This window comes from Primorskyibacter flagellatus (assembly GCF_900176485.1).
Lineage (GTDB): Bacteria > Pseudomonadota > Alphaproteobacteria > Rhodobacterales > Rhodobacteraceae > Primorskyibacter > Primorskyibacter flagellatus.
Window position 1 is genome coordinate 17,253 of record NZ_FWYD01000011.1, and the last position, 25,643, is coordinate 42,895.

The 25,643-nt window shown below is 61.7% G+C and carries 27 protein-coding genes and 1 tRNA gene; 17 read left to right on the plus strand and 11 right to left on the minus strand.

What is annotated here, in order from left to right; all coding sequences use genetic code 11:
- The first annotated feature begins 22 nt into the window (after positions 1-22).
- A tRNA-Tyr gene (locus B8991_RS21490) sits at positions 23-106 on the plus strand.
- A 348-nt stretch (positions 107-454) separates the two neighbouring features.
- Here B8991_RS21490 and B8991_RS13380 read toward each other — a convergent pair.
- From B8991_RS13380 to B8991_RS13390, 3 genes are all read right to left on the minus strand, one after another.
- Positions 455-1,039, minus strand: a complete 585-nt coding sequence (locus B8991_RS13380; protein ID WP_084353503.1) for an HNH endonuclease — start codon at positions 1,037-1,039, stop codon at positions 455-457.
- A 349-nt stretch (positions 1,040-1,388) separates the two neighbouring features.
- Positions 1,389-2,054, minus strand: a complete 666-nt coding sequence (locus tag B8991_RS13385) for an alpha/beta hydrolase (RefSeq protein WP_084353504.1) — start codon at positions 2,052-2,054, stop codon at positions 1,389-1,391.
- Entirely contained in the window at positions 2,051-2,710 is a 660-nt protein-coding gene (locus B8991_RS13390) for a DNA-3-methyladenine glycosylase family protein (protein ID WP_084353505.1), read from the minus strand. Before B8991_RS13390 ends, B8991_RS13385 begins: the two co-directional genes overlap by 4 nt.
- A 109-nt stretch (positions 2,711-2,819) precedes the next feature.
- Between B8991_RS13390 and B8991_RS13395 the strand changes: the two genes are divergently transcribed.
- On the plus strand, positions 2,820-4,040 hold the full coding sequence (locus tag B8991_RS13395) for an MFS transporter (protein ID WP_084353506.1): 1,221 nt from the start codon (positions 2,820-2,822) through the stop codon (positions 4,038-4,040).
- A 113-nt stretch (positions 4,041-4,153) separates the two neighbouring features.
- Here B8991_RS13395 and B8991_RS13400 read toward each other — a convergent pair whose 3' ends face one another.
- From B8991_RS13400 to B8991_RS22160, 4 genes are all read right to left on the minus strand, one after another.
- Positions 4,154-4,912: a squalene/phytoene synthase family protein gene (locus tag B8991_RS13400; protein WP_084353507.1), complete on the minus strand. Its 759-nt coding sequence runs from the start codon at positions 4,910-4,912 to the stop codon at positions 4,154-4,156.
- A gap of 109 nt (positions 4,913-5,021) precedes the next feature.
- Positions 5,022-6,656, minus strand: coding sequence for a citramalate synthase (cimA, locus tag B8991_RS13405; RefSeq protein WP_084353508.1), 1,635 nt, complete (start codon positions 6,654-6,656; stop codon positions 5,022-5,024).
- 136 nt (positions 6,657-6,792) lie between these two features.
- Entirely contained in the window at positions 6,793-8,208 is a 1,416-nt protein-coding gene (gene cysS, locus B8991_RS13410; protein ID WP_084353509.1) for a cysteine--tRNA ligase, read from the minus strand.
- Positions 8,209-8,444: 236 nt separating this feature from the next.
- A complete protein-coding gene (locus B8991_RS22160; RefSeq protein ID WP_268876741.1) occupies positions 8,445-8,573 on the minus strand; it encodes a hypothetical protein in 129 nt (42 codons plus the stop codon).
- Positions 8,574-8,627: 54 nt separating this feature from the next.
- Between B8991_RS22160 and B8991_RS13415 the strand changes: the two genes are divergently transcribed.
- The 5 genes from B8991_RS13415 to B8991_RS13435 all read left to right on the plus strand — a co-directional run bounded on the left by B8991_RS13415 (position 8,628) and on the right by B8991_RS13435 (position 10,881).
- Positions 8,628-8,975, plus strand: a complete 348-nt coding sequence (locus B8991_RS13415) for an MmcQ/YjbR family DNA-binding protein (protein ID WP_084353572.1) — start codon at positions 8,628-8,630, stop codon at positions 8,973-8,975.
- A gap of 72 nt (positions 8,976-9,047) precedes the next feature.
- The gene (locus B8991_RS13420; protein WP_084353510.1) at positions 9,048-9,875 is read left to right on the plus strand and encodes an isocitrate lyase/PEP mutase family protein; all 828 of its coding nucleotides are present in this window, start codon (positions 9,048-9,050) and stop codon (positions 9,873-9,875) included.
- Complete coding sequence (locus tag B8991_RS13425; RefSeq protein ID WP_084353511.1) at positions 9,872-10,222, plus strand: TfoX/Sxy family protein; 351 nt, start codon at positions 9,872-9,874, stop codon at positions 10,220-10,222. Before B8991_RS13420 ends, B8991_RS13425 begins: the two co-directional genes overlap by 4 nt.
- An 84-nt stretch (positions 10,223-10,306) precedes the next feature.
- Positions 10,307-10,480, plus strand: coding sequence for a YqaE/Pmp3 family membrane protein (locus B8991_RS13430; RefSeq protein WP_084353512.1), 174 nt, complete (start codon positions 10,307-10,309; stop codon positions 10,478-10,480).
- Between the two features lie 5 nt (positions 10,481-10,485).
- On the plus strand, positions 10,486-10,881 hold the full coding sequence (locus B8991_RS13435; protein WP_084353573.1) for a DUF4112 domain-containing protein: 396 nt from the start codon (positions 10,486-10,488) through the stop codon (positions 10,879-10,881).
- An 84-nt stretch (positions 10,882-10,965) separates the two neighbouring features.
- Here B8991_RS13435 and ndk read toward each other — a convergent pair whose 3' ends face one another.
- On the minus strand, positions 10,966-11,388 hold the full coding sequence (gene ndk, locus B8991_RS13440) for a nucleoside-diphosphate kinase (protein WP_084353513.1): 423 nt from the start codon (positions 11,386-11,388) through the stop codon (positions 10,966-10,968).
- 210 nt (positions 11,389-11,598) lie between these two features.
- Here ndk and B8991_RS13445 point away from each other — a divergent pair, with 210 nt between their 5' ends.
- The 3 genes from B8991_RS13445 (at position 11,599) to B8991_RS13455 (ending at position 14,932) form a co-directional block, all read left to right on the plus strand.
- Positions 11,599-13,446 carry an ABC-F family ATP-binding cassette domain-containing protein gene (locus B8991_RS13445; RefSeq protein ID WP_084353514.1) on the plus strand — a complete coding sequence of 616 codons (1,848 nt, stop codon included), beginning with the start codon at positions 11,599-11,601 and terminating at the stop codon, positions 13,444-13,446.
- A 235-nt stretch (positions 13,447-13,681) separates the two neighbouring features.
- On the plus strand, positions 13,682-14,311 hold the full coding sequence (locus B8991_RS13450) for a MarC family protein (protein ID WP_084353515.1): 630 nt from the start codon (positions 13,682-13,684) through the stop codon (positions 14,309-14,311).
- A 39-nt stretch (positions 14,312-14,350) separates the two neighbouring features.
- Positions 14,351-14,932, plus strand: a complete 582-nt coding sequence (locus tag B8991_RS13455; RefSeq protein WP_084353516.1) for a retropepsin-like aspartic protease family protein — start codon at positions 14,351-14,353, stop codon at positions 14,930-14,932.
- Between the two features lie 107 nt (positions 14,933-15,039).
- Here the strand turns inward: B8991_RS13455 and B8991_RS13460 are convergent, their stop codons facing one another.
- Together B8991_RS13460 and B8991_RS13465 are read right to left on the minus strand one after the other, a co-directional pair.
- Positions 15,040-15,498, minus strand: coding sequence for a DNA polymerase III subunit chi (locus tag B8991_RS13460; protein WP_084353517.1), 459 nt, complete (start codon positions 15,496-15,498; stop codon positions 15,040-15,042).
- A gap of 66 nt (positions 15,499-15,564) precedes the next feature.
- A complete protein-coding gene (locus B8991_RS13465) occupies positions 15,565-17,037 on the minus strand; it encodes a leucyl aminopeptidase (protein WP_084353518.1) in 1,473 nt (490 codons plus the stop codon).
- Positions 17,038-17,182: 145 nt separating this feature from the next.
- Between B8991_RS13465 and lptF the strand changes: the two genes are divergently transcribed.
- Genes lptF through rsmA form a run of 7 tightly spaced genes read left to right on the plus strand, consistent with a single transcriptional unit; the run spans position 17,183 to position 24,716 of the window.
- The gene (lptF, locus tag B8991_RS13470) at positions 17,183-18,313 is read left to right on the plus strand and encodes an LPS export ABC transporter permease LptF (RefSeq protein ID WP_084353519.1); all 1,131 of its coding nucleotides are present in this window, start codon (positions 17,183-17,185) and stop codon (positions 18,311-18,313) included.
- Positions 18,310-19,404 carry an LPS export ABC transporter permease LptG gene (lptG, locus tag B8991_RS13475; RefSeq protein WP_084353520.1) on the plus strand — a complete coding sequence of 365 codons (1,095 nt, stop codon included), beginning with the start codon at positions 18,310-18,312 and terminating at the stop codon, positions 19,402-19,404. The genes lptF and lptG overlap by 4 nt, the downstream gene beginning before the upstream one ends.
- Positions 19,401-21,542: an LPS-assembly protein LptD gene (locus tag B8991_RS13480; RefSeq protein ID WP_084353521.1), complete on the plus strand. Its 2,142-nt coding sequence runs from the start codon at positions 19,401-19,403 to the stop codon at positions 21,540-21,542. The genes lptG and B8991_RS13480 overlap by 4 nt, the downstream gene beginning before the upstream one ends.
- 18 nt (positions 21,543-21,560) lie before the next feature.
- Positions 21,561-22,778 carry a peptidylprolyl isomerase gene (locus tag B8991_RS13485; RefSeq protein WP_084353522.1) on the plus strand — a complete coding sequence of 406 codons (1,218 nt, stop codon included), beginning with the start codon at positions 21,561-21,563 and terminating at the stop codon, positions 22,776-22,778.
- Positions 22,775-23,758, plus strand: a complete 984-nt coding sequence (gene pdxA, locus B8991_RS13490) for a 4-hydroxythreonine-4-phosphate dehydrogenase PdxA (protein WP_084353523.1) — start codon at positions 22,775-22,777, stop codon at positions 23,756-23,758. Before B8991_RS13485 ends, pdxA begins: the two co-directional genes overlap by 4 nt.
- On the plus strand, positions 23,755-23,877 hold the full coding sequence (locus B8991_RS22165; RefSeq protein ID WP_268876742.1) for a hypothetical protein: 123 nt from the start codon (positions 23,755-23,757) through the stop codon (positions 23,875-23,877). Before pdxA ends, B8991_RS22165 begins: the two co-directional genes overlap by 4 nt.
- Entirely contained in the window at positions 23,874-24,716 is an 843-nt protein-coding gene (rsmA, locus tag B8991_RS13495; RefSeq protein WP_084353524.1) for a 16S rRNA (adenine(1518)-N(6)/adenine(1519)-N(6))-dimethyltransferase RsmA, read from the plus strand. The genes B8991_RS22165 and rsmA overlap by 4 nt, the downstream gene beginning before the upstream one ends.
- A gap of 162 nt (positions 24,717-24,878) precedes the next feature.
- Here the strand turns inward: rsmA and B8991_RS13500 are convergent, their stop codons facing one another.
- Entirely contained in the window at positions 24,879-25,595 is a 717-nt protein-coding gene (locus B8991_RS13500) for a DUF4167 domain-containing protein (protein WP_084353525.1), read from the minus strand.
- Between the last annotated feature and the right edge of the window lie 48 nt (positions 25,596-25,643).

A 25,643-nucleotide genomic window follows, 5' to 3' on the forward strand; every position in this document is an offset into this window, starting at 1 on the left:
CACACCGGGCACGCCCGGTCGTGGGCGACAGGCCGCAAGGTGTGGCAGGGGACTGTAACTCCCTCGCGGAGACGCACGCCTGGTTCGATTCCAGGGTCGCCCACCAAATTTCCAGAAAATTTGCTTTTCAATGACGGTGCGTGTCGCGCAATCCAAGGTAATGAGTTTTATTTCAATAACTTACAAGGAAAGTGTGCCGAGGTCGCAGTTGGCTTTGGGCCGAGACAGGCACGCCGGACCAAAATTTGACCTTTGTAAATGTCGCGGCAACCACGCCAGTTTTCGGATCGATCAGAGCGGCCACATGTTGTCACGCATGGACGAGTCAGGACATTGCGGCGGTTTTATATCCTAACACGTCAACGCTCTGTGAATCCGATGCATCACTTTTGACCTCAAAAACCAGTTTTGGTGATTTCTATGGTCATTTTTACATTGGCCATGATCGCGCAGCCTAGGCTTCCAGCTCTGCATCCCAGTAAAGGAAATCCAGCCAGCTTTTGTGCAGGTGGTTGGGCGGAAAGCGGCGGCCCATATTGCGCAACTCTTCCGCGCCCGGCTGGCGCGGTGGTTTGCGCAGCGACAGTCCGGCGTTGCGCAGGGATTTCGATCCTTTGCGAAGGTTGCAAGGCGCGCAGGCAGCGACCACGTTTTCCCAACTGGTAATCCCTCCCGCAGCGCGTGGCACCACATGATCGAAAGTAAGGTCCCCCTTCGATCCGCAATACTGACAGAGAAATTCATCCCTCAGAAAAAGATTAAAGCGCGTGAAGGCCACGCGCTTTCTGGGTTTCACATAATCTTTCAGGACGACGACGCTGGGAATTTTCAGGGACATCGACGGGCTTCGGACAACCTCGTCATATTCGGCGATAATATCGACCCTGTCCAGAAACGCCGCCTTGATCGCGTCCTGCCAAGGCCACAGCGACAAGGGGTAATAAGACAGCGGCCGATAATCCGCGTTCAGGACCAAGGCCGGATGTTGTCGTAAGACACCGGATTCCCGGACAAAATTCGTTCTGAAATCGGCTTGCATCTGCGACACGTCCCCCGCCCTGCCTGACGTTTTCCAAGCACCGGAGCAGGCCATCCCGCTCTAGCCTGCGGCCACTATATATCGTGGATGGCTTGGCGCAAGCCCCCGCTAGTTGAGGTGCTTGGCGTCAGCATATCGACTGGATTTGACAGAGTTGTGACAATGGCGAGATCAGCCGCCACTAGACGGGATGATAAACGACCACGTCCCGTCTAGACCTACGGCACATCAAACGCTTGGACATATCTGTCGTCATTTGACCAATGTGCCGGTCAGTCTTCCACTGCGGGCAGACGGGCCGACCTATCGCACAGCCCATATGCGGCGGTTGCCAAGGGGTATTGCTGCGCTACAGGCTGCACTTGTCGCGCAAGAAAGCCAGCGCCACGCCAAGACCTTCGGGGTCGATGCCGTGCCCTGTGCCCTTCATTATATGGGCAAAAACCTCTTTGAACCCGGCTTTTTGCAGCGCTTCGGCGGCCTCAGGCAGGGATTGCGGCGGCACAACGTCATCGGCGTCTCCGTGGACCAACAGCACCGGGGGCCGACTGATGGTATCATCCTCAAGCAGTTCCGGCGACAGCAACCGACCAGAGAAACACACCAAGCCGGCAACCGCATCTTCGCGCCGCGGCGCGACATGCAATGCCATCATCGTGCCTTGCGAAAACCCAAGCAGCACCATCTGTTCCGGCAGCATATCCTCGTCCACCAGAAGCGCGTCGAGAAAGGCGTTCAGATCCTCTGCCGCCGCCCGCATGCCAGATTCCGCCTCTTCCTGGCTGGAGCCGTCGATCCATGGGATCGGAAACCACTGGAACCCCATTGGCGCGCCCGCGCAGGCCTCTGGCGCGTCAGGCGCTACAAACAATGTGTCGGGCAGATGTTCGCTGAGCGGATCGGCCAGCCCCAGCAGGTCCGCGCCATTGGCGCCGTAGCCGTGCAGGAAGACAACAACCGAGCGGGCCTCGCCCGACAGTGGTTCCTTGCGTCCGGCCTGAAGTACTCGTGTCATGCCAATCCCTCTTTGTCCTTGGTCACATGGTAGTAGGCAAAGAGCGTTCGGGCTGCAACCGATCGCCAGGGCGACCAGGCGCGGGCCATCTCTCGCAACTCACGTTCGCGGGGCCGTGCGGGCAAATGAAACAGAACCCGCGCCGCTTCCTGCAAGGCCAGATCGCCGGGTGCGAATACATCCGCGCGGCCCAGACTGAACATCGCGTAGATCTCGGCGGTCCAGACGCCAATTCCGGTAACGGCGGTCAACCGCTTGACGACCTCATCATCGGGCGCGTGCCGGAGCGCCTCGAAATCCAGCCCCGCCTTGGCCAAAGCATGCGCATAGCGGGCCTTTTGACGACTCAGGCCAAGCCCGCGCAGATCTTCTTCGGTCACGGCCAGAATGGCATCCGGAGTCACCATCCCGGCTGTTTCAAGCTTTTCCCAGATCGCGCGGGCCGAGGCGACGCTGACCTGCTGGCTGACAATCGCCGATAAAAGCTGACCAAAGCCATCCGGGCGTAACCGCAACGGCAACGGCCCCGTAAGTTTCAGCGCATGAGCGAAACGTGGTTCGGTTGCCGCCAGCCAAACGGCACCCTCACTCACACAGGCATCGCTTTGAATGATCCGGCCCACGTCAGGCTGGCCCGCTATTGATGGTGCGATCATAAGCTCTCCATTCCGGTACGCAGGTGTGGCACAGGCTGCGGCGATTGGCCAAGAAGATTTCAGTGACCCGAGCCTTGCAGCGCCCCGCGCGACATATTACCGATCCTGCATGGAAACCGCACAGTCAGACAGACGCGCCCGGCGCAACGTCGTTGTCCTCGCTTTGGCGCAGGCGATCCTGGGATCGCAGATGCCGATGATCTTCACCATTGGTGGCTTGGCCGGGCAATCGCTGGCCTCGAACCTGTGCTTTGCAACCTTGCCGATTTCACTGATCGTGCTGGGATCCATGTTGACGGCAACGCCGATTTCCTGGGCGATGCAGCGCTTTGGACGGCGGGCGGGCTTTTTCATCGGTGCCGCGGGCGGTGCAGTGGGGGGCGTGGTGGGGGCTTATGGGCTTTACCTGTCCTCATTTCCCATTTTTCTGCTGGGGTCTTTCCTTACGGGTATCTACATGTCGGCTCAGGGGTTTTACCGCTTTGCCGCTGCCGATACCGCGTCGGACGCTTACCGACCCAAGGCGATTTCCTATGTCATGGCCGGCGGGCTGGCCTCGGCCGTCATCGGCCCGCAACTCGTCAAGCTGACCAGCGATTCCTTCGTGATCCCGTTCCTTGGCACTTACCTTGCGGTCATCGGCGTGAACGTCCTTGGCTCGCTGCTGTTTCTGTTTCTCGATATTCCGCGCCCGCCCGTGCCCGATCAGGATGCGCCCAAAGGCCGCTCCCGCTGGGAGCTGATCACAACGCCGCGCATTGCCGTCGCTGTAATCTGCGGCATGGTCAGCTACGCCTTGATGAACCTTGTGATGACCTCCACCCCGTTGGCAGTGGTCGGCTGCGGATTCGAGAAAGACAACGCCGCCGATATCGTCACCGCGCATGTCCTGGCAATGTTCGTGCCATCCTTTTTCACCGGCCACCTGATCGCCCGTTTCGGCGTGGAAAAGATCCTGGCCGCCGGCCTGGTGATCCTGGCCGCTGCGGGTGCTGTCGCCCTGCAAGGCGTCCAGCTGGAGAATTTCTTTATCGCGCTGATCCTGCTGGGCATCGGCTGGAACTTTGGCTTCATCGGCGCGACCTCGATGCTGGCCGGCGCGCATGAACCGCACGAGCGTGGCCGCATGCAGGGTCTGAACGATCTGCTGGTGTTTGGTGGCGTGACCTTTGCCTCGCTGGCCTCCGGCGGGCTGATGAACTGCTCTGGCGGGTCCGCGCAACAAGGCTGGTCGGCGGTCAACATGGCGATGGTGCCATTCCTCGCCCTCGCCGGCGGTGCGCTGATCTGGCTGTATCTGCGTCCGCAAAACGAAGCCGAGCGTGCCTGATCAGAACCGGTTTGCGTTGGATTGCGTCCCTTGCGCAAGGTGCTCAAGCGGCTGCCTATTCGCGCCTCATCGTATCAAAGCGCATACAGGACCCGACGTCGTGTAACCGCCGCTCAAACCCGTCCGAAGGCCGAGGCCCGGATCAATCGCAGCTTGCGCCCCGCCTCCGAGACCTGCACGCCACCTGCCACCACCAAGCCGGGACGCGCAACCACCCGCGCCAGCAGCGCGGATGCCGTGACACCGGGAAACAGCGCCGCTTTCGCCTCTCGTGACAGGCGCAACGCTTTGCGTCCGGACCTAAGCCTGGCAAGCCCATCCCGCGCCAGCGAAGCGACACCCTCGGGCCGTCCATCGACCAACGGCACCCGGCCGCGCGCCTCTAGTTCCGGCACCGCTTGCAGGAACATCGCAAGGCCCGCGCCAAACCCGTAATCCGCCACGCCGGTATCTGCGCCGCCAAGCGCCCGCACGCCAGCGCGCATCAGACAGGCGGACGTGTCCTCAAGGTAATGCGTCAGGTGCTGTGCGTCCTCGAACGGTGCTTTGTAGATGTCCCAACGCCGCGCCTCGACCAGACGGTCCAACAGGCGCGCGGCATCCGCATCCAGCACGTCCGCCAGCGGGCTGACAACCTCGTGCCGCCGGACCGTGCCACCAGTTGCGATTTCTTCCAGCGCGTCGCGCCACCATTGCAAACGCATCTCGGCGATCATCGGCTCTTGCGTGACCCAAGGCGCGCGCGCCACTTCGATGTTGAACGCGTAAAGCGGAAACAGCACACGCCGCGCCGCGACAGGGGCCGCCATCGCGCAGGCGAACCGCCACGGATCGCCCCGTTCGACCAAGGCAGCGCAGGCGTCAACGCTCATTGGCGTGCCTGCCGTTCTTCATCCAACAATGTCAGGACACCGCCGCGCGGATCAGGTATCGGACGCGTTCGCGCGACACATATAGCACCAGAAAACCCCTCACACATCGTCACACCGCATCCCGGATCAGCTTCCACCGCACCGCGTCCAGCAATGCCTCGAACGAGGCATCTACGATGTTTGCGCTGACCCCCACGGTAGACCAGAGCCGACCCTGCCCGTCCTGACTGTCGATGATGACGCGCGTCACGGCCTCGGTGCCGCCTTGGGTGATGCGTACCTTGAAATCGACCAGCCCCATATCGGCCAGAACCGCGGAATACTGCCCCAGATCCTTGACCAGCGCCTGCCAAAGCGCGTTTACGGGCCCGCGATCCATACCGCTGGCATCCATCGACTCGCTGACCGACTGCCGCTTTTCGCCGTCAACCTTCACGACCACCACGGCCTCGGACAGCGACACCATCTTGTCATACTTGTTCTTGCGCCGCTCCACCGTCACCCGGTAGCGCTTGACCTCAAAGAATTCCGTCGCGAGGCCCAGCTCGTCCCGCGCCAACAGCTCGAAACTGGCCTGCGCTGTGTCATAGGAATAGCCCTCGGACTCCCGCGCCTTGATCCGTTCGAGGATCCTTGCCAGTGCCGGATCACCGGCGGCGACCTCCAGTCCGGCCTCGGCCAGACGCCGCCGCAGGTTCGACTGCCCGGCCTGGTTCGACATCGGGATGACACGCCTGTTGCCGACCTCTCCTGGATCAATATGCTCATAGGTCGTGGGGTCCTTGAGGATCGCGCTGGCATGCAACCCCGCCTTATGCGCAAAGGCCGAAGACCCGACATAGGGTGCCTGCTTCAGCGGCACGCGGTTGAGGATATCGTCCAGCATCCGGCTGACCTTGGTCAGCCCTTCCAGCGCATCCAGACTGACCCCGGTCTGAAATTGACTGGCATAGGGCTCTTTCAACAGCAGCGTCGGGATCAGCGAAGTCAGATTGGCATTGCCGCAGCGTTCGCCCAACCCGTTCAACGTGCCCTGAACCTGCCTTGCGCCCGCCAGCACCGCCGCCAGTGATCCGGCAACGGCATTCTCTGTATCGTTATGGGTGTGAATGCCCAGACGCGCGCCCGGAATGCCCGCCGCGATCACCTCGTGCACGATCCGCGCTATTTCATCGGGCAGCGTCCCGCCATTCGTATCGCACAGCACGATCCACCGCGCGCCCGCGTCCAGCGCCGCGCGCAGGCAGTCCAGCGCATAGCCCGCATCGGATTTGTACCCGTCAAAGAAATGCTCGGCGTCGAACAGCGCCTCGCGCCCCTGCGACACCAGATGCGCAATCGAGGCGCGGATATTCTCGACATTTTCGTCCAGCGAGATGCCCAGCGCAGTGCGCACATGAAATTCGTGGCTCTTGCCGACCAGACAGACAGAGGGCGTACCCGCATTCATCACCCCCGCCAACACCTCGTCATTGGCGGCAGAGCGCCCGGCCCGCTTGGTCATGCCAAAGGCCACCAACGTGGCCCGCATCCCCGTCACCTCATCAAAAAACGCGCTGTCGGTGGGATTTGCCCCCGGCCAACCCCCCTCGACGTGATCCAGACCCAACCCGTCCAGCGCCGCCGCAATCCGCAACTTCTCGGCGGTCGAGAATTGCACCCCCTGCGTCTGCTGCCCGTCGCGCAACGTGGTGTCATACAGATAAAGGCGCTCTTTCCCGCTCACATCGCCCTCAGCGACCATCACACCACTCCCCACTTCTTCATGGCGAAAATACTCCGGGGGTGTGGGGGCTGGCCCCCACTCCGGCACCTAAGTTTCGCGACATATTGTAAGTATGAGCATGTGGCTTCGATAGGTAGAACTGTTCTGCGCCCTGTCATTGCACCTCCCACAACTCACTCAACTTATTGGCATCAAATTTTTCTGACTTTTCAAAATTCGGTTCGCCGCCGGTATCTTTTACGACGACCCCGGCATTCGCCAAACCGTCTCTAATTTGGTCTGCCAAATCATAGTTCTTGTTCTTGCGCGCATTGTCGCGTCTTTGAAGAAGCGTTCGAACCAACCCTGTTTCTGCATCCGTGAAACCAGAGACCATCGCCCATTCAGGTATCGGATCCTTTACAAGCCCAAGCAATTCCATACTTGCACGCAATGTTGTCACCTCCCCGGCATTCGAAAGAACATGACACTCTGTTAGTGCACCATGCGTATTAAGGTCATTGCGCAGTTCGTTCTCAACTTGTGGATGCACTTCGCCACTACCCGCCACGGCGAGGCCAATTTGCCGATACCACTTTTTAAGTGTCTTCTCGGCGTCGGCCGCCTTCTCCGCTGTCCAATCCATCGGCTTGCGGTAATGCGTCGACAGCATCACGAAGCGGATAACCTCGCCCGGAATGCCCTGGTCCAGCAGGTCTCGGACGGTGAAGAAATTGCCGAGCGACTTGGACATCTTCTTGCCCTCGACTTGCAGCATCTCGTTATGCATCCAGACATTGGCAAAATCACCCGATGGATGCGCGCAGCGGCTTTGCGCGATCTCGTTTTCGTGGTGCGGGAACATCAGGTCGTTGCCGCCGCCGTGGATGTCGAAACTCTCGCCCAGCAATTCGAACGACATGGCGGAGCATTCGATATGCCAGCCAGGTCGTCCCCGGCCCCACGGGCTGTCCCAACCGGGCAGATCGTCCGAGGACGGTTTCCACAGCACGAAATCCATCGGGTTGCGCTTATAAGGCGCAACCTCGACCCGTGCGCCTGCGATCATATCGTCGACGGTGCGGCCTGACAGCTTGCCATATTCGGCATAGCTTTCGACGGCGAACAGCACATGGCCCTCGGCCTCATAGGCGTGGTCCTTGGCGATCAGCCCCTCGATCATCGAGATCATCTGCGGGATGAATTCGGTTGCGCGGGGTTCCTGATCGGGACGCAGCGCGCCAAGCGCGTCCATGTCCTGATGATACCAGTCGATGGTCTCGTCCGAGCGCTGCTGGACCAACTCTTCCAGCGTTCCCTCGGTGCCGGCCTCCTTGCGGGCCAGCGCGGTGGCGTTGATCTTGTCATCCACGTCCGTGAAATTGCGCACATAAGTGACGTGATCGTCGCCGTAGATATGCCGCAGCAGGCGGTTGAGAATGTCAAACACCAGCACGGGCCGTGCATTGCCCAGATGGGCGCGATCATAGACGGTGGGCCCGCAGACATACATGCGCACATTGTCCGGATCGATGGGCGTGAACACCTCTTTCGAGCGTGTCCTGGTGTTGTAAAGCTTGATCGTCGTCATGTCATCCTCGCGCGCGGGTCCGCGGCGGGCTTAGCAACTTCGGATCATGGAGGAAACAGAAGAACGGCCCGCCGAGCGTGTCAGCCGGTGATAATGGGTCCGCAAATACAGATCGCCGTTTTCATGGGCGAACCCTTAGCCGAATGCTGCGCGCCGTGCAAAACAATTCGCATCCCGCTAGGCACCGGGTCCTTTCGGCCCGGTGCGGGTTTCGCCGGATCGGCCACCGCTGACCATCATCCATCTACCGTCGCGAAAATCTTGATGACGCTGGTTTCGGCCGACGTCCGACGTGTCAGTCCGGTATCTCCCCCACCCCAAGGATCGCGCCGTGCGGCCGCGCCGTTGGCTGTGTCGGCTGACATGCGTTGCGTTCGTTTGGCTTGAGAAATCGGCGATGCTGCCGCATGATCGGCAACATGACCCGCGACATCGTCAACCGCATATGCACCACCCTGCCCGGAGCGGAGGTTTCCGACCCCTGGGGCGGCGGGCATGATGCGTGGAAAGTGGGCGGCAAGATGTTCGCCTGTATCGGTGCCATGGATCAAGGTGTGTCGGTCAAGACCGCCGATATCGACAGCGCGCAATTCCTGATCGAGATGGGCCGAGCCGAACGCGCCGCCTATTTCCATCGCTCCTGGGTGATGGTGCCCTGGGGGCTGGCGGAAGAGGATGAGTTGCGCGACAGGCTGACCACGTCCTACGATCTGATCCGTTCGAAACTGCCTAAGAAAGTTCAGGCAGCGCTGGCTGACAGAGCTTGACAGCGCTGCCGTCTCAAGGCCCACATGCGGAGATCGCAAGGGCGACTTTCCCCGAAACGAAAGGCCCCCACCATGCGCCATGATCCCGGCCCCGCCTTCCGCGCCCTGCATGTGCCCGGTGTTCCCTTCATTCTGGCCAACGCCTGGGATATTGGCAGCGCGCGGATGTTGGCCGCGATGGGCGCGCAAGCGATCGGCACTTCTTCGGCGGCACATGCGTTTACCCTGGGGCGGCCCGATGGGGGACAGATCAGCCGCGACGAGGCCCTGGCCCATGCGGCGGAACTGGTATCGGCGACCAGCCTTCCGGTCTCGGGCGATTTCGAAAATGGCTTTGGCGATGCGCCCGAAGACTGCGCAGACACCGTGCGGCTATCCGCCGAAGTGGGCCTTGCTGGCTTGTCGATCGAAGATGCCGCGCCGCCGGATGCCGCCGCCTATCCCCCTGACCTCGCGGCTGAACGTATCCGCGCGGCAAGTGCCGCGGCACGCGCTTTGCCGCGCGATATGGTCCTGGTGGCCCGCGCCGACGGGGTGATGAACGGCCAATACGATCTGGACGAAGCCCTGCGCCGGATCGCGGCGTTCGAGGAAGCGGGTGCCGATTGCGTCTACATCCCGTTGCCACCCCGTTTTACCGATCTTGCACGAATCTGCGCCACAACGCGCCTGCCGGTTAACGCGCTGGTCGCGGGACCGTTCACCGCGCATGCACGGACAGAATTTGCTGCGGCAGGCGTCGCGCGTCTGTCGCTGGGCTCTGCGCTGGCGCGCGCCACACATCGGGTGATCCGCGAAGCGGCTGCCGAGATGTTCGGCAAAGGCAGCTTCATCAGCCTCGGGCAAAGCATCGCGGGCCCCGAGGTTGACGCGTTGTTGTCCAAGGGCGCGCGCGGATGAGCACACCCGTGTCGTCAATCCGCAACCTGGGACCAGCGGTGGAGGAAGCCTGCGCGCGGTCGGGCATCCGGTCCGCCGAAGAGCTGCGCGAACTGGGTGCGCATGAAGGATACCGCCGCATGCTGCTTTGCGGAACACGCCCGCATTTCATCGTTTATTATGTATTGCATATGGCGCTTCAGGGACGCCCTTGGAACGATTGTGAAGGCAAAGAAAAGGAAGCGCTGCGCACCCGGTTCGATCAGCTCAAATCCGAAGTTTCGCGCAGCACCGACAAAGGCCGGTCGGCATTGGAGGCCGCTCTGGACGCCATCGGAGTGATCGAGCGTCCGAAACGCCCGTCCTGACGGCAGCTTGGTCACGACGGGAACAATCGGGCGTGACAGCGCGTTCTTTTGGCAAGAGTAACACAGCCGAAAGGACCACCAATCATGGATTTCGTCCGCATCATCATCGCCATCATCCTGCCGCCGCTTGGCGTCTTTCTTCAGGTCGGGATCGGCAAGCATTTCTGGATCAACATCCTGCTGACGATTCTCGGCTATATCCCCGGCATCGTGCACGCCGTCTGGGTTATCGCCAAGAAAGGCCCGACGACCGCATGAGCGGCATGCCGGACTCGCCTCAAGCGGAACATGACCGGCGCGCCTGCGACAAGGCAGAGAAACTGGCCCGTCGTATGGACAGCGCCTTTCGGGTGCCCCTGACACCGATCCGTCTCGGCTGGGACAGCGTTCTGGGTCTGATACCCGGTGTCGGCGATACGCTAACCTTGGCCTCTGCCGTCTATATCATGCATCTCGCGCATCGTGCAGGCGTCCCGAAGACCACCTTGACTCGCATAGCGATCAATTCAGGTGCAGACTGGCTTATCGGCTTGGTCCCGCTTTTTGGCGACCTGCTGGATGTGGGGTACAAGTCCAACATCCGCAATGCAGCACTTTTGCGCGCGCATGTGGACGCGAAACACGGTTCTGTCAGCGCGGATGCGCCCCGCGTGGCCTAGACAGAAACCGGCTGAATTGTCCAAGGCAAACGAAAAGGGCCGCTCCTGAGGGGCGGCCCTTTCGGTAACTTATAACTACCGACCTTAGCCGACCAGTTCGAGACCAGAGAAGAAATACGCGATCTCGACGGCCGCTGTTTCCGGCGCGTCCGATCCGTGGACGGAGTTCTCGCCAACCGATTCCGCGAATTCGGCGCGCACGGTGCCCGCAGCCGCATCCGCAGGATTGGTGGCCCCCATCACTTCGCGATTCTTCGCGATGGCACCGTCACCTTCCAGCACCTGAACGACCACGGGCTCGGATGCCATGAATTCGCACAGCTCGTCGTAAAACGGACGCTCGGCATGGACAGCGTAGAACACGCCGGCCTGTTCTTTGGTCAGCTTGATGCGCTTTTGCGCGACGATGCGCAGCCCGGCTTCCTCGAACTTGGCATTGATCTTGCCGGTTAGGTTCCGCTTGGTCGCGTCAGGTTTGATGATCGAAAGTGTGCGCTCTGTGGCCATGTGTCTTGCTCCTGTTCAAAGCCAAGGCAATACGCCCGGCCCTTGTAAATGCGCGGCTGCGATAGCACGCGTCCAAGCGGTTGGAAAGGGCGGCAATTGCACGTCCCGGGGTGTGTCGCCACGTCCAATTCGCGACCTGTGGGCAGATTCCGGCGCATCAGGATCAAGAATCGCGTCGCGCCCGTCAAACGGCTCTGCTATGGGGCTGAGATGTTGAAGATTCAGGACATCACCTATTCGGTCGAAGGCCGCCCCCTGTTCGAGGGTGCCTCTGCGACGATACCCGACGGCCACAAGGTGGGTCTTGTCGGGGCCAACGGCGCGGGCAAAACCACGCTTTTCAAGCTCATCCGTGGCGAATTGGTACTGGAGGGCGGCAGCCTCTCTCTACCTTCGCGCGCCCGCATCGGCGGCGTTGCACAAGAGGTTCCTTCCTCGGATACATCACTGCTGGACACGGTGCTGGAGGCGGATACCGAACGCGCCAGCCTGATGGCTGCCTCCGAAACCGCGACAGACCCCACCCGGATCGCCGAAATCCAGACCCGACTTGCCGATATCGACGCATGGAGCGCCGAGGCACGCGCGGCCTCGATCCTCAAGGGTCTGGGCTTTGATGACGCCGAACAGCGTATGCCGTGTTCGGATTTCTCGGGCGGCTGGCGGATGCGCGTGGCACTGGCCGGCGTGCTGTTTGCCCGCCCCGATCTGCTGCTGCTGGATGAACCGACCAACTATCTTGACCTCGAAGGCGCGCTTTGGCTGGAAAGCTATCTGGCACGCTACCCGCACACGGTCATCATCATCTCGCACGATCGCGGATTGCTGAACCGCGCTGTGGGCAGCATCCTGCATCTCGAAGACCGCGGCCTGACCTTCTATCAAGGCCCCTACGATCAATTCGCCCGCCAACGGGCCGAACAGCGCGCGCAGGCGAGTGCGGTTGCCAAAAAGCAAGCCGCCCGCGTCGCGCATCTGCAAAAATTCGTCGACCGGTTCCGCGCCAAAGCCTCCAAGGCCAAGCAGGCACAGGCCCGACTGAAGATGATCGACAAGATCGACATGGTCACCCCGCCCGAGGAAGCCGCGCGTGCGGTGTTCACCTTTCCGCAGCCAAAGGAACTGTCGCCCCCGATCATCCGTATCGAGGATGGCGTCACCGGATATGGCGGCCCGCCGGTTTTGTCACGTCTGAACCTGCGCATCGATCAGGATGATCGAATCGCGCTTCTGGGCAAGAACGGCCAGGGGAAATCGACCCTGGCAAAGCTCCTGTCGGACCGTCTTGCGCTGACCGCAGGCACCGCCACGCGGTCCTCCAAGCTGCGCATCGGCTACTTCGCCCAGCATCAGGTGGACGAGCTTCACCTTGACGAAACACCCCTGCAACATCTGCGGTCCGCCCTGCCCGACCTGATGCCGCCGAAATTGCGCGCGCGCCTTGCAGGCTTCGGCCTTGGCGCGGATCAGGCCGAAACCCCCGTTGCCCGTCTGTCGGGTGGCCAAAAGGCACGCCTTTCCCTGCTTCTCGCCACACTCGACGCGCCGCATCTGCTGATCCTCGACGAGCCAACCAACCACCTCGACATTGCCAGTCGCGAAGCCTTGGTTGAAGCGCTCACCGAATATTCCGGTGCGGTTATCCTGGTCAGCCACGACATGCATCTGCTGTCGATGGTCGCTGACCGGCTCTGGCTGGTCTCGAATGGTACGGTCAAACCCTACGAGGACGATCTCGACGCCTATCGCCGCCTGCTTCTGTCCGGCGACAAACCGGCCAAATCCACACCCCCCAAGCCCAAACGCGCACCGCGCGAGACGGTTCTGACCCTACGCGCAGAGGTCCGCAAATGCGAAGAGCGGCTGGAGAAACTCCAGCAAATGCAGACCAAGCTGTCCGAAAAACTGGCTGATCCCAAGCTTTACGAAGACCATATGGCCTCTGATCTTGCGGTCTGGAACGGAAAATTCGCAGAGGTGGAAAAAGCGCTCGCCCGCGCAGAATCCCTTTGGCTCGCCGCGCAAGAGAAACTCGAATCCACCAACCAACGCGCCTGACCCTTGCCCCTTCTTCTTGGCAAAAATACTCCGGGGAGCGCGAGGGGCAGGCCCCTCGCTCCGCGCCCGCCACTCCGGCACCTCTACTAGGCGCTGTACGAAACGCTGCTCTGGCAACATGACCAAGGCGGCCCCGTATATAATATAGGCCGCATCTTAATGACCTGCACGCCACCGGCACCCGCACTGTAAAACGTCTCTTGCCTTCGACGCCCGCTCGTGATCGCAATACCCGATGGACAGCGCCTTTCTCATCACTGCCTTCGTCACGCTTTTCGTGGTCATCGACCCGATCGGCCTGACTCCGGTTTTCATTGCCCTGACCCAAGGCACCAACGCACGCCACCGCAATGCCGTGGCGGTCCGGGCCTGCCTGACCGGCGCGATCCTGCTGACCCTTTTCGCGCTCTTCGGCGAGGCACTACTGGGCTTTGTCGGCATCTCGATGCCCGCCTTCCGGATTGCGGGCGGCATCCTGCTGTTTCTGACCGCACTCGACATGCTGTTCGAGCGGCGTAACAAGCGCCGCGAAGATCAGGTCAGCGAGCCGGAGGATGAGCCGGACCATCCAGATCCATCGGTATTCCCCCTCGCGATTCCCCTCATCGCAGGGCCTGGTGCCATCGCCTCGATCATTCTTCTGGGCGGACAGACCGGTGACATCGCAGGGTTTATGACCGTCATCGGCGTGATGCTGGGCGTGGTCGCGATGGTCTTCGTGTTGTTCCTCAGCGCCGGTTTTCTGGAACGCGCGCTTGGCAAAACCGGCATCACCGTGGTCACCCGGCTGCTTGGCATGCTTCTGGCGGCACTTTCCGTGCAATTTGTGCTGGACGGCTTGCGCGCTTTTGGACTGGGCCAGTAGCCTCTGTCATTCGGCGCTGCGCGTCCCTATATAGCCGGCATGTCCGATCTCAGCTATGGCAATCTTTTCTACTTATTGCTCCTCGGCGGGGTGCTCGTGTTCTGGTTCTTCATCCAGAATCGCGAGAATCTTGGCCGCAAGGTCCAGCAATTAGCCGCCTGGGGGCTGATCTTTCTGGGCACCATTGCGGCGATCGGCTTATGGGACGACATCCGACAAACCGCTCTGCCCAGCCAGATGGTGTATGCAAGCGAGGGCCGGATAGAACTGCCCCGCGCGCCCGATGGTCATTACTACATGATGTTGGAAATCAACGGCGCGCCGATCCGCTTCATGGTGGATACCGGGGCCAGCGGCATGGTCCTGACCCGGCAGGATGCGAACCGCGCCGGGATAGATGCAGCCGGTCTACCCTATTTCAGCCAGGCCATGACTGCCAATGGCCCGGTGCAGACCGCCCCCGTCCGTTTGGGGGAGGTCCGCTTGGGCGAGATCACCGATACCGGCTTTCCGGCTTTCGTCAACAGTGGCGAGATGGGGCAATCACTGGTCGGGATGAGTTATCTGCAACGCTTCGACAAGCTGGAAATCAGCCGCGGACAAATGGTGCTGGAGCGTTGAACGATGGCTGCGCAGCGTGAGTGCTGTGTGTCACGGGCAGAAATGCCAAGTTATCCATTACAGAAACTTCGCCTTCTAAGATGCTTCTGTAAAACACTTTCTCGACTTCACCTTTCTGCCTTCTTTTCCCAACGGCCGCTTTCCTCGGACCAGTATTGCGCCTGACATCCGGCTTCGATCAGCTCCTTCCACTGCGTCCGAGCCGCCGCCATAGCGTTGTTGTCATTGCCATCGAACAGCACGCAGACTCGTTCCAGTGCGACAACCTCTTGCGGTGTGACCGCCGCCCCGTCGATGGCCATGACACATTGCGGATCGTTTGGCACCGTCGCTTGCGTGGTCAGCAAAACCGGCTGCGCGGCATCATGCGGGCCGCCCTCCATCCCATGCGGCAAAAACTCCTCTTCCCGGCCCAGCCATAGCTTTTGATCCAGCCAGTCAAGCCGTTCCGTCTCGCACCCTCGAACTGCCACGCGCCAGCCCATGGACAAGGCGCGCGTCAACAGCAGGGGAAGCGCCGCTTCAAGTGGGCGTTGCGTCAAGTGGTAGAAATAGGCCGCTCCCATCACAGCAGGTCCGGTTGAAGGGTACTGCAATGCAACGATGCCAAAGACACGCGCTGAATCATGTGTTCAGCCTTTCTCAAACCGGTCGACCACCAGCCGGTTCAACGCCAAGACGCCCCAGCCCGTCGCCCCCTTTGGCGACAGTGGCAAATCGCGCGAGACATGCGCCACGCCCGCAATATCAAGATGCACCCATGGCACCCCGTCCTGAACAAAACGCCGCAGGAATTGCGCGGCAGTGATGGATCCCGCGGCCCGTCCGCCACTGTTTTTGACGTCTGCCACGGTGCTTTTCATCAGATCGTCATAGGCCTGACCCATCGGCATCCGCCAGGCTCCCTCCGCCTCTGCCCCGGCGGCCTTGAGGAAGCCATCCGCCAGATCATCATCGTTGGAGAATACCGCTGCATTCTCGTGGCCCAGGGCAACGATGCAGGCCCCGGTCAGCGTCGCCAGATCGACCATCGCGGCGGGTTTGAAACGGGTTTGCGCGTACCACATCACGTCACACAGCACGAGCCGCCCTTCGGCATCGGTGTTGATCACTTCAACGGTATCGCCCTTCATGGATGTTATAACATCACCCGGCCGCACTGCGTCGCCGGACGGCATGTTCTCGATCAGCCCGACCAGTCCGACGACATTGGCGCGCGCGCCGCGACGGGCCAATGCATGCATGGTGCCTGCAACGGTGCCGGCACCCCCCATATCCATTGTCATGCTTTCCATTCCAAGCGAGGGTTTCAACGAGATGCCGCCCGTATCAAACACCACGCCCTTGCCAATCAACGCCAGTGGCGCGCTGTCGTCACCCGCCCCGTTCCAGCGCATCACCACAACCTTGGACGGGCTGGACGATCCCCGGCCCACGCAGAGAAGCGCGCCCATCCCAAGCTCTTGCAGCGCGGATTCTTCCAGCACTTCGACCTCGACGCCAAGATCGCGCAATCCCTCCAGCCGGGTCGCAAATTCCGTTGTGGTCAGCACATTTGCAGGCTCGGACACCAGATCGCGGGTCAGGAAGATGCCCTCGGCCAGCGGCGACAGCGACTGCCAGGCGGCCTGCGCTGCCTCCGGCTCATTGCCCATGAACGACACCGCGCCACGGGTCTTGTCATCGGCGGTCTTGTGATCGGTAAAGGCGTAACCGCGCAGTACGAACCCCAGTGCCAATTCCGCGACACGGCGTGTTACATCGGCCAGCACCAGCGTCTCTGCCCCCGCCGCCGCACGCGCCAGCGCCGCGCCGCCCTTCCGCGCCGTGTCGACATCCGGACGGCGCGGCAGCCGCAGAATATCCACAGCTTCGGCGGCCAGACCGACGGGAAAGCCAAGGCTCAGAACTTGCCCGTCCTTCAGCTTGGCGAAGCGGTCGCTGGCAACGGCCCGCGCCACAGCACCACGCGTCAAACGGTTGACCCGGCGGGCAGCTTGGCCCAGCCGCCCGCCTTCCGGCACGACAACTGCAATCCGGCCCGGTGCCTCTTCGATAGCGGGCAGATCGGTGGCGTGGAAACTGACGGAAACGGGTGTGGTCATGATGGCTCTCCTGCGATGCGGCGGCATGAATCCGCGCTTTGGCCCAACACCTAGCAGCCGACTCGCGTGGTTGACCAGATAGGAGTTTTCCCCCGCCGGGCTTTGGGCTAGGGTCTGTCGGCAACGATAGGTCGGGGGGCAAGGCTTGGGCAGATTCGACAGATATATACTGTCGCAACTTATGGTGCTGTTCGGTTTTTTCGCTCTGGTGCTGGTCTCGGTCTACTGGGTGAACCGGGCCGTAATCCTGTTCGACCGGCTGATCGCGGACGGCCATTCCGCCGGTGTTTTCGTTGAGTTTACAGCGCTTTCCCTGCCAAACGTGATCCGAATGGTCCTGCCTATGGCGGCCTTTGCGGCGGCCGTCTACGTCACCAACCGGCTAAGCGCGGATTCCGAACTGACAGTGGTTCAGGCCACCGGATACAGCCCGTGGCGGCTGGCGCGCCCGGTGTTGATGTTCGGGCTGGTGATCGCACTTATGATGTCCACGCTGACGCATTTTCTGGTGCCCGCCTCCCTGGGGCAACTGCGCGAACGCGAGACCGAGATTTCCGGAAGCGTCTCGGCCCGGCTCCTGCGCGAAGGTGTCTTCCTGCATCCGGTGTCAGACGTCACCTTCTACATCCGCGAGATTTCTGTCGATGGCGAGTTGAGCGACGTCTACCTGTCGGATCGCCGCCAGCCGGACCGCAGTGTGACTTATACTGCCGAGCGCGCCTATATTCTGCGCGATGATGCAGGCCCCAAACTGGTGATGGTCAGTGGTCTTGCGCAAACGATGACATATAAGACGCGGCGACTCTCAACCACGAATTTCAAAGATTTTTCCTATGATATCAGTGCCCTGATCGCGCAAGCAGGAACACCCACGCCGCGCGTCAAACATATGTCCACGATTGATCTGCTGACCCGGACATCCGAAATGGCCACGCTTGCCAAAGACACCAATGGCGAGGTTCTTGAAGAGGCGCATGGCCGCATTCAACAGGCGTTCCTGTGCGTGGTGGCGGCGCTGATCGGTTTCTCGACGCTAATGATCGGTGGGTTCAGCCGTTTCGGTGTGACCCGCCAGATCGTTCTGGCGATCTTTCTGCTGGTGCTGGTGAAGCTGGCGGAAAGCGCCGTCACGGATCCGGTGCGCGAAAACGCAGCGCTTTGGCCGCTGATCTATGTGCCGTCACTTGTCGGATTCGCGCTGGCCGGGGGGTTGCTTTATTCTGCGGCCCGCCCATTCAAGCGGCGGCGCCGAGCTGTTCCAGAGGTGCCAGCATGATCCTGCATTACTATTTTGCACGGCGCTTTTTGTGGATGGTCGTTTCGGTTACGGGCGTGTTCTTCGCGTTCCTGATGCTGCTTGATCTGGTTGAGCAGATGCGCCTGTTCGATGCCTCGGTCAGTTTCGGCGAGGTGCTGGTCCTGACCTTGCTGAACACGCCACAATCTCTGTATCAAATCCTGCCACTGATCCTGATCCTCGCCACGATTGCACTATTCCTGTCGCTTGCGCGCTCGTCAGAGCTGGTGGCGGCGCGGGCGGCGGGGCGATCCGGGTTGGCCGCGCTGATCGCGCCAGTTGCGGTAACGGCCGTGCTGGGCGGGCTGGCTGTTGCGATGGCAAACCCGATCGTTGCCGCCACGTCGAAGCGCTATGACGCGCTGAAGGAAACCTATCGGTCCGGCGGCACCTCTACGCTTTCGATCGGGGCGGACGGGCTTTGGTTGCGACAAGGCGATCTGCGCGGGCAAACCGTCATCCGTGCCGCGCGCGCCAATCCTCAGGCAACGGTCCTGTATGATGTCAGCTTTGTCGCCTATGCGCCGAAAGGCGGGCCAGTCCGGCGGATCGAGGCGGAAACCGCCAGCCTGATTGCCGGTGAATGGGTGTTGTCCAACGCCAAGGCCTGGCCCCTTGTCGCCGGGCTGAACTCTGAAGAAGCGGCGCAGGAGCATGAAACATTGCGGGTGGCCTCCACTCTGACACAAGAGAGTATCCGTGACAGTTTCGGCACCCCTTCCGCGATTGCGGTCTGGGATCTTCCGACATTTATCACCCAGCTTGAAGAGGCCGGATTCAGCGCGCGCCGCCATCAGGTCTGGCTCCAGATGGAGCTTGCCCGGCCCCTGTTCCTGATCGCGATGGTGCTGGTGGGGGCCGCATTCACCATGCGTCATGCGCGCCTTGGCGGCACCGGAATAGCAGTACTGGCGGCGATTCTGTTGGGCTTTGGGCTTTACTACATTCGCAATTTCGCGCAAATCCTCGGAGAGAATGGCCAGCTTGCCCCGGCATTGGCGGCCTGGATCCCGCCCATCGCCTCGGTGCTGCTGGCGATGGGATTGATCCTGCATATGGAGGATGGATGACGCGCCCGCCCCTGCCCTTTGCCGCCCGGCTGTTCCTGTCCTTCTGGCTGACGTTTGGCGCGGCCTTGCCCGCATTGGCGCAGACCAATGATGCGGCGATGCTGGTCGCGGACGAGGTGTTGATCGCGGGCGAAGATCAGTTGATTGCCCGCGGCAATGTCGAGGCGCTGTATCAAGGCAGTCGGCTGACTGCGACGCGCATCACCTATGACCGCGACACCGACACGCTCCAGCTTGACGGTCCGGTACGGCTGACGGATCCGCAGGGCAACCTTCTGCTGGCCGATAGTGGATCGCTCGACTCGACATTCGAGAACGGGTTGCTGCGCGGCGCGCGCATGGTGCTGGATGAACAGTTGCAGCTTGCCTCGGTCGAGGCGCGCCGCGTTGACGGTCGCTATACCCAACTTGCCCGCGTTGCGGTGACCTCTTGTCAGGTCTGCGGTGCCAATCAGGTGCCGCTGTGGCAAATCCGGGCCTCGCGCATCGTGCATGACGAAGAGGAAAAGCAGCTTTACTTCGACAATGCGCAGTTTCGGATACTGGATGTTCCGGTGTTCTACGCGCCCCGCCTGCGTCTGCCTGATCCGACGCTGAAACGCGCGGCGGGCATTCTGATTCCGTCGATCCGGTCCAGCACATTGCTGGGGTTCGGCATCAAGGTGCCGTATTTCATCCCGATCGGCGATCATCAGGATGTGACGTTGACGCCCTATCTGTCGCCGGTGACGCGGACGCTGGAGGCGCGGTATCGCCGCGCCTTCCGCAATGGCGATCTGACCGTGAACGCCGCCGTCACGAGCGATACGCTGGACGAAGGCCCACGGCGTGGCTACCTGTTTGCCGAAGGTGCGTTCGATCTTGGCCGCGACTACAAGCTGAGCTTCGATATCGAGATGACCTCGGATGACGCCTATCTCAACGATTACGACTATGCCAGCAAGGACCGACTGGACAGTGAGTTGACCATTACCCGCACCAAGGCAAAGCGCTACTTCGAGATCGGCATCACGCATTATCAATCGCTGGTCGATGGCGAGGACAACGCCACCCAACCGACCATCCTGGCCGACGCGATCTATGAACAGCGGCTATTTCCGGCAGCACTTGGCGGCGAATTGCGGATGGGCCTGACGGCACATGGCCACTTCCGCTATTCGGACGATGACATTATCGGGCGCGACATCAACCGTCTGAATGCAGATCTAAGCTGGCGTCGGCGCTGGACGCTGCCGGGCGGTGTGCGTGCAGGTGTGCTTGGTCAGCTTTGGGGCGATGCGTTCAGCATCAGTCAGGACAGCACCAGCGATAACAATGTCGCGCAACTAACCCCCGCAGCGGCCGTGGAACTGCGTTGGCCACTGATCCGCACCGCCGCCAACGGCGCGCGCGATGTGATCGAGCCGATCGTGCAGTTCGGATGGGCCGGAGGCGACCGGCCCAATATTCCCAACGACGAATCCACCCGTGTGGAGTTTGACGAAGGCAACCTGCTCGCCCTGTCCCGCTTTCCGGCAGCTGACCGGCGCGAACGCGGTTACTCCACCGTTTACGGGTTGCGCTGGATGCGTGACAATCCGTCGGGCTGGAGCGCCGGGCTGACGCTGGGCCGCGTGACCCGCGACGAGGCGGATGACGCCTTTTCACGGTCTTCCGGACTTGGCGGCACGGAAAGCGACTGGCTGGTCGCCGGACATTTCGCCACACGGTCTGGCCTGAATGTGACGGCGCGCGGGCTTTTGGACGGGGACGCACGGTTCTCCAAAGCAGCGGCGCGGGCTGGCTGGACCAACAGTCGGCTGGATCTGGGGGCATCCTACGTCCTGCTGGTCACCGATGCCGCGGAAGACCGACCCGAAGCACTGTCGGAATGGTCCTTTGACGGCAGCTACCGTTTCAACCAGTATTGGACCGGTCTGGCCGACTGGCGCTATGATCTGGCCTCCAGCAACCTTGCGAAGGCGGGTCTGGGCGTGAACTACACCAATGAATGCGTCGAGGTGGGCTTTTCGGTCTCGCGGAAGTTTGCCTCTTCCTCTAACCTTGAGCCATCAACAGATTTTGGCCTGACCGTTGCGCTGAAAGGCTTCAGCACCGGCGGCAGCGCCAAGGACTACCGCCGGTCCTGCGGCGGCTGACTTGGGATGAAATGACATATGCGCTTGCTGACCTACATCACCGCCACTCTGGCCCTTTGCATCACCGTTCTGACCCTGCCCTCGCCTGCGCGCGCGCAGTTCTCGCCGGTGATCCTGGTCAATGACAGCGCCATTTCCGGCTACGAGTTGGAACAGCGCACCCGTATGCTGACCTTGCTGAACGCACCGGGAAATCCGACGGTGCTGGCGCGCGAGCAATTGATCGACGACCGGCTTCGAGTCGAGGCTGCATCTGCGGCAGGCATCCGCCCGACCGACGAGGAAATCACCGAAGGAATGACGGAATTCGCCGGCCGCGCTAATCTGAGCCGCGAAGAATTCACGGCTGCGCTGGCCGGAAGCGGTGTCGATGAGCAGACATTCCGCGCCTTCGTGCAGGCCGGGCTGGCCTGGCGTCAGCTGGTGCAGGCGCGGTTCGGATCACGCTCTGCCGCTTCCGAGGGTGAAATTGACCGCGCGCTGTCTTCCAGCAGAACCGGCGGCGGCGTGCGAGTTCTTATCTCCGAACTCATCATGCCTGCCCCGCCGCAACAGGCCGCAGCGGTACGCGAACGCGCCAACCGCATTTCGCAGATCCGATCGACAGATGCGTTTTCAGCCGAGGCGCGGCGCTATTCCGCGACGGCCAGCCGTGGGCGCGGTGGACGTCTTGACTGGCAGAACCTGTCCGATCTGCCCCCCCAGCTGCAACCGCTGATCCTGGCGCTTGCTCCGGGTGAGGTGACGGACCCGCTGCCGATCTCCAATGCCGTCGCACTGTTCCAACTGCGCGCCATTGAAGAGACCGGCTATAAAGCTCCGGAATATGCCGCAATCGAATATGCCGCCTATTACATCCCCGGCGGACGGACAGAGGCCGCGCTGGCCACTGCCCGCAACATCCAGACGCGCGTGGACACTTGTGACGACCTTTATGGTGTCGCAAAGGGGCAGCCTGCGGAAGTGCTGGACCGGGGCAGCCTGCCCCCTGCCGAAATTCCGACCGATATTGCCGTGGAACTGATGAAACTGGATGCAGGCGAGGTATCCACCGCATTGACGCGTTCGAACGGTCAAACGCTGGTGTTTCTGATGCTCTGCGGTCGCACACCGGTGCTGACCGAAGAGGTCAACCGCGAACAGTTGACGATGGGCCTGCGCAATCAACGGCTGAATTCCTACGCCAACGGCTATCTCGCGCAGCTTCGCGCCGAGGCGCGCATCCGCACCCGATGACCGCTTTGCGCAGCGACGCCCCTATCGCCCTGACCTGCGGCGAACCGGCGGGCATTGGTCCGGAGCTGGCCGTGGCTGCACGCGCGCGGCTTGGCGGATCGGTGCCGTTTTTCCTGCTGGGCGACCCACGCCACCTGCCGGCCGATGCTGACATCGTAGAGATTGCACATCCATCAGAGGCCTCGGCTGCGATGGCACGCGGACTCCCGGTGCTGTCCCACGATTTCGGCAGCCCCCGGGTGCTGGGCACGCCGCAGACGGATCACGCCGCACATGTGATCGCGGTGATCGAACGGGCTGTGTCTCTGGTGCAAACCGGCGCCGCATCGGCGATCTGCACGCTGCCCATCCACAAACAAGCGCTGGCCGAGGGCGCGGGCTTTACCTTTCCCGGTCATACGGAATTTCTGGGCCATCTGGCGGGCGTGGATGAGGTGGTAATGATGCTGGCTTCGGATCAGCTGCGCGTGGTGCCCATCACCATCCACATCGCGCTGGACGCGGTGGCACGGGCGCTGACGCCTGCGCTTCTGGAAACACGGCTGCGGATCACCCATGCGGCAATGATCGGCCAGTTCGGCATTCCCGCGCCGCGCATCGCGGTGGCCGGGCTGAACCCGCATGCAGGCGAAGGCGGCCGGATGGGGCGCGAAGAGATCGAGGTGATCGCCCCTGTGCTGGAGCGTTTGCGCGCGGAAGGCATGGATCTGCGTGGGCCGATATCGGCGGATACGATGTTTCACGCCGCCGCCAGAACGGGCTACGATGTGGCTGTGGCAATGTATCACGATCAGGCGCTGATCCCGATCAAGACGCTGGACTTCGACCGCGGCGTGAATGTCACGCTGGGACTGCCCTTCGTGCGGACCTCGCCAGACCACGGCACCGCCTTTGACATCGCAGGAACGGGCACGGCCAATCCCACCTCGACCGTGGAGGCGTTGCGTCTGGCCGCACGACTGGCAGGCGGTGCGGGATGAGTGTGCACAACCGTCCGATGGTGCGCCGTGTTGGACGTTCGGGAGCCTCCGGCGGGAGTATTTTTGCCAAGAAGAACTGGCAGGGTGTCCATTCGTTGGCCGTGGGTGAGGGGCTGTGAGCGCGATTGACGGTTTGCCGCCGCTGCGCGTGGTGATCGCCGAACATGGCTTGAGCGCACGCAAATCGCTTGGGCAGAATTTCTTGCTGGATCTGAACCTGACGTCCAAGATCGCGCGACAGGCGGGCGATCTGAGCGGCTGTGACGTGCTGGAGATCGGCCCCGGACCGGGCGGCCTGACGCGCGGGTTGCTGGCAGAGGGCGCGCGCAAGGTTCTGGCGATCGAGAAGGATGCGCGTTGCCTGCCGGCATTGGCCGAAATCGCCGCCGCCTATCGCGGTCGGCTGGAGGTGGTCGAGGGCGATGCGTTGCAGGTTGATCCCTTGCAGCATTTGACCCCGCCAATCCGTATCGCGGCGAATCTGCCCTATAATGTGGGGACGGAATTGCTGGTGCGCTGGCTGACACCGCGTGACTGGCCGCCCTTCTGGCAAAGCCTGACGCTGATGTTCCAGCGCGAAGTGGCCGAGAGGATCGTGGCCGCGCCCGGATCGAAGGCCTACGGGCGATTGGCACTGTTGGCCCAGTGGCGTGCGGATGCGCGGATCGCCATGAGTCTGCCGCCCGAAGCCTTCACGCCCGCGCCAAAGGTGTCGTCGGCCGTGGTGCATCTGACCGCCCTGCCCGCGCCGCGCTACCCTGCCGATCCAAAGGTGTTGGAGCATGTCGTGGCGCGCGCCTTCAACCAGCGTCGCAAGATGCTGCGGGCCGCGCTGAAGGGTGTCGCACCGGACATAGAGGACAGGTTGCTGGCGGCGGGGATCAAACCAACGGACCGCGCCGAGCAGGTGCCGCTTGAAGCATTCTGCGCCCTGGCAAGAGCGGTGGCTGAAGGATAGCTTTGAGGTAATAGTTGGCGCACGCGTCCTGCGGAAATGCGCAAGCGGCAAACCATGTTCTTAAGACCCTTCACGCATTCCGACAGCAAGCTTTAGCGAAAATGCAAGAAAGGCATCCCATCAGGATGCCTTTTTCAGTGGGTTGCCAAGGCTTGCCGAGACTTATTCCGCGGCGTCTTTCGACGTATCCACACCCGGCGCGGCACTGCTGTCGGACGCTGTCTGGCTATCATCGGAGGCCTGCGATTCTGCGCCTTCGGCGGGCTTTTTCGGGGCAGGCTTCTTGCGCGGTTTGCGCACCGGTTTGGGTTTGGGCTCTGCCTGGGCTTCGGCGTCCTGATCGGCCTGGGGTTTCGCCTTGGTCCTTGATTTGGACTTTGCTTCGGGCTGGGGTGCGGCATTCTCGGGCGTATCGACCAGATTGTTGCCGTCCCCATCATCGCTCAGATCCAGGACATCCGGCTGATCGGCGTTGGACGGATCAGCTTTAGGCTGCTGATGAGGCTGCGGTTGTTGCTCCTGACGCTGCCCGTCGTTCTGGGAGGTCGCCTCGCGTTCGGCACGCTCGCGGTCGCGCTGCGCCTGCCGCTCGCGGTTCTCGCGTTCCTGCTGTTCTCGGCGGGTATCCTGTTCCCGCTGCGCTTCGCTCAACATGCGCATGTAGTGTTCCGCATGCTGCTGAAAATTCTCGGTTGCGACCCGGTCATTGCCCAGCTGCGCGTCACGGGCAAGCTGATTATACTTGTCAATGATCTGCTGCGGGGTGCCACGCACCTTGCCCTCGGGACCCGAGCTGTCGAATACACGGTTGACGACGTTGCCAACGGTGGAACGGTTGCGGTTCGATTTCGACCGCGATCTTGATTTGGAAGATCTCATATGTCTCTTGATCCAGCCTTGGTTCTGACTGTTGTGTGACCCGGTGGC